Origin of the sequence: Clostridium sp. AM34-11AC (genome assembly GCF_003435375.1) — a bacterium.
In the GTDB taxonomy this organism is placed as follows: domain Bacteria; phylum Bacillota; class Clostridia; order Lachnospirales; family Lachnospiraceae; genus Pilosibacter; species Pilosibacter fragilis.
Window position 1 is genome coordinate 1 of sequence record NZ_QWGL01000074.1, and the last position, 3,513, is coordinate 3,513.

6 protein-coding genes are annotated in these 3,513 nt (G+C 49.0%); 2 read left to right on the forward strand and 4 right to left on the reverse strand.

What is annotated here, in order from left to right:
• Positions 1 to 92: 92 nt before the first annotated feature.
• The 4 genes from DW826_RS17580 to DW826_RS17600 all read right to left on the reverse strand — a co-directional run bounded on the left by DW826_RS17580 (position 93) and on the right by DW826_RS17600 (position 2,402).
• Positions 93 to 284: a hypothetical protein gene (locus tag DW826_RS17580; protein ID WP_002566025.1), complete on the reverse strand. Its 192-nt coding sequence runs from the start codon at positions 282 to 284 to the stop codon at positions 93 to 95.
• A 70-nt stretch (positions 285 to 354) separates the two neighbouring features.
• Complete coding sequence (gene mobV / locus DW826_RS17585; protein WP_117553324.1) at positions 355 to 1,296, reverse strand: MobV family relaxase; 942 nt, start codon at positions 1,294 to 1,296, stop codon at positions 355 to 357.
• Between the two features lie 185 nt (positions 1,297 to 1,481).
• Positions 1,482 to 1,877: a replication initiator protein A gene (locus DW826_RS17595; protein WP_015521724.1), complete on the reverse strand. Its 396-nt coding sequence runs from the start codon at positions 1,875 to 1,877 to the stop codon at positions 1,482 to 1,484.
• 111 nt (positions 1,878 to 1,988) lie between these two features.
• The gene (locus DW826_RS17600; RefSeq protein ID WP_015521723.1) at positions 1,989 to 2,402 is read right to left on the reverse strand and encodes a cysteine-rich VLP domain-containing protein; all 414 of its coding nucleotides are present in this window, start codon (positions 2,400 to 2,402) and stop codon (positions 1,989 to 1,991) included.
• A 319-nt stretch (positions 2,403 to 2,721) separates the two neighbouring features.
• Between DW826_RS17600 and DW826_RS17605 the strand changes: the two genes are divergently transcribed.
• Complete coding sequence (locus tag DW826_RS17605; RefSeq protein WP_004462512.1) at positions 2,722 to 3,216, forward strand: tetratricopeptide repeat protein; 495 nt, start codon at positions 2,722 to 2,724, stop codon at positions 3,214 to 3,216.
• 50 nt (positions 3,217 to 3,266) lie between these two features.
• On the forward strand, positions 3,267 to 3,513 hold a 247-nt coding region (locus tag DW826_RS17610; protein ID WP_147327183.1), incomplete at its 3' end, for a helix-turn-helix transcriptional regulator.

Sequence of the window (3,513 nt, forward strand, 5' to 3'; positions counted from 1 at the left end):
TGTCGCTCCTTTTCTTAAAAAAGAAACGGAGCTGCTGACAGTTTTATTATACCGCCAGCACCCCCGCAAATCAACGATGGCTTCGGAAAACCTTATGCCCCGGCTTCCTCACTCTGCCGTTTGTCGGCATACTTGCGGAACACCTCATAAAGCTGCTGTTCCAGCTCTCGGCGTTTTGCCGCTTCCTGCTCCGGCGTGAACACCGGGGAGAGGTTTTCCAGCGTGATTTCCTTTCCTTGAAAAGTCACGACTTCGGTTTCTTTCTTGTATCTGATATGCTCCATAGTACCTCCATATTTAATTTTCAAAGTGCAGTGCCGCCATGCTGCGGCGTGAAATGTTTTCTGTCATCAATCACCGTTCCCTTGTGTGCCGCTGTTGGCGTTTCAGTTCTGCCAGCACCTCCGGTGGGATGCGGTCTACCAGCTGCTGAATGTCGTGCAGCTCGCTTTCCAGCTTTGCCCGTTCCATCGTATCTTTCATCTTGCCTTTTTCGCTGGCTTTGGCTCTGGCTTCCAACTGTTCATTTTCCGCCAAAAGGTCGTTTATCGTGACCTTGTATTTTTTGAGCTGACCGGAGAAGTTCTCCATCTGCGGAAACCACTTTTTCAGCAGGGAGAGGGCTTCCTCTTTCTTCTTTCCGGCATTCGGCGGGTTAATGCCGTCCAGCGTGGCTTCAATGGCTCTTGCCTGTTTGGAGAGATTGACCGCCTGTTTGAACAGCCGAGTGGGGATATGCTTCCGGCCTGTTTTGCTGGCACTCTCCCCACGCTCCAAAGCCGGGTACTTCTCCACCATGTAGGCGTGAAAATCGTCCTGCCACTTTGTAAGGTTGGCTCTGTTCCCGATAATCTCCTTTGCACACAGGCGGTTGTCCTCTGTCAGCGGGACAAAGACCAAATGCAGGTGGGGCGTTTTCTCGTCCATGTGTACCACCGCCGATACGATATTTTCTTTCCCTACCCGCCCGATTAAGAAATCAGCCGCCCTCTGGAAAAATTCCTGTATCTCCTTTGGGGACTTCTTCTTGAAAAACTCCGGGCTGGCGGTAATCAGCGTATCCACAAACCGGGTGCTGTCCTTACGGGTACGGCAGCCAGCCTGTTCAATGCGGCTTTGAATGAAGTGGTAATAGCGTCCCTCCGGCTTGACGATGTAGAAATTGTACTTGCTCCGGCTGGTGTCAATGTCGGGATTGCTGGCGTACTGTTCCTTTTGCCGTTCGTGATGGGCTTCCAGCGGTCTTGCCGGATTGCCCTTGTGTTTTTCAAATCGCAAAATTGCGTGTTGTGCCATGAAACTCCTTTCCCCATTCCGTTCCTTTCCGGGACTTTTCCACAGGAAAATCCCACAGAAAATATCTCAGATAGGAAGGGAATGGATAAGATATAAATAAAATCGTTTTTATCTCTGTATTTCTATATACCGTCTGGTTTTCGTACTTCAAGAGGATTGATTATCGTACTCATCGAGTGCGGTTTTCAGCCCTCCGGCGTACCAGAATGGGATTTCTTGAAGTCGGTGTTTGGAACCGCTTCATAGGATTTTGGGTAAATGCGGTTGGGTTTTCCACAGCCCTGCTTCTGGATCTCCACCAGTCCGGCATATTGCAGCTCCCGCAGGGTATTGACCGCTTTCTGTCGCCCACAGTGGAGCAGCTCCACCACCTCGTTGATGGGATAGTAGAGGTAAATCCGCCCGTATTCGTCCGCCCAGCCATTTTTCCGGGATAGGTCTGTCCGGCGCAGGATAAAGGCATACAGTACCTTTGCTTCGTTGGACAGGGGTGTGAATGTGGGGGCTTCAAAAAGGAAATTCGGAAGCCGGGTAAAGCTGACCGCCTTTTCCGGCTGATGGATATAAATGGTGTTTGTCATATCGTGTTTTGTGGACGGTTAGAAGCCCGTTTTCTGGGGCAGACGGTAGTTTCTATTGCCTGCCCCTGTTCTGTGCTTGCAAAGCCTTGTAAATCGAGGACTTTTCAGCCCCTAACTGTCCACACAAGACCTCCTTTTCCGTTCACTTTCTGTTTTCTGCCGCCTGTGAACTCTGGCGGCACAGTCGGGGCAGTATTTCGCCCGGTTTGACTTTGGGACGAACACTCTGCCGCAGACCGCACAGCGTTTTAGCTCCTTATCCCGGAAAATCTCCGCTTCCAGCGTCCCGATTTGCGGCAAGACCGACCAGCGGAACCACTTACAGCAGACCGAGAAAGAAATGGTCTGGGGGCAGGTGTGGGTGTCCCCCTCGTCAAGGAGCATACAGTTCCCGTCCTCATAGTTACAGCACTCCCGGCGGATCAGGGCGTTTGCCTGTTTCCTCTGTGCCGGTGTCATGCGGTAAAGGGAACCGTCCTGTCTGCGCTCTATGGGCGGCAGTCGTTTATATGGTTTCTCTCTCATGTGTCCTCCGTTTCTTTGTTGCCGTTCTCCCCGAAAGAATTTCCGGCGTTGGCACGCTCCCCGCAGCTTCGGGACATTTTGTCCCGAAGTGGCTCGTTGCGGTGCTTCCCCTGCCGGGGTATTCCTTTTCGGACGGTCATTCATTTTTCAAGGTGCAGCTCATCGATGAACTACCCTAAGTCTACACCTAAAAGACCGCCCGCCCCGTATATCCATAAGGTCGGAAATCAGCCCGGAAAAGAAGATATTTCCACGCTCTTGGAATTGTGGTAGAATAGAAGAAATAGAATGGCAAATCGAAATTTCACGGAGGTATATTATGGGACTGTTTTCAAAGAAGAAAAATGAAGAAGTGGCTATTGATGAACTAACACCACAAATAAAAACTAAGTTAGATGAATTAGCCCAAAAAGGCAATCAGTTTGAGGAAGAAGAACAATATGAGGAAGCTATACAAGCATGGAAAGAAGCTCTTAGCCTAATCCCAGAGCCACAGCAATTTTACAGTGAAACCATATGGTTTTTAGCTGCCATTGGCGATATTTATTTTCAAAAGAAACAATACGAAAAAGCACACGAATGCTTTGACAAAGCAAGGGGGAATTTGAGCGGCGAGGGATATGGAAATCCGTTTGTTATGCTTCGATTAGGTGAATGTTGTTTAGAAATAGGGGACGAAAAAAACGCCACAGAATATTTGCTTAGAGCCTATATGTTTGAAGGAAGGGAGATATTTGAGCCTGACGAGGACGGTAATGATGATGGCAAAAAATATTTTGATTATTTAAGAACTCATGTTGAAAACATTGAGTGAAGATTAAGATAACACAGTTCCCATTTATCGAGCAGACAAGGAGGGAGAGCATGGAACTATCCATACAAGAACGATTGAAAGATTTGCGTGTGGAGCGTGGGCTGACGCTGGAGCAGCTTGAGGAGCAGGTAAATCTCTCCAAGTCTGCGCTGGGCAGCTATGAAGCAAAGGATTTTAAGGACATCAGTCACTATGCTATTATCAAGCTGGCGAAGTTTTACGGTGTAACCGCCGATTATCTACTGGGGCTGTCCCAAATCAAAAATAGGCTTCGCCTATTCAACTCCCCTACCCCTC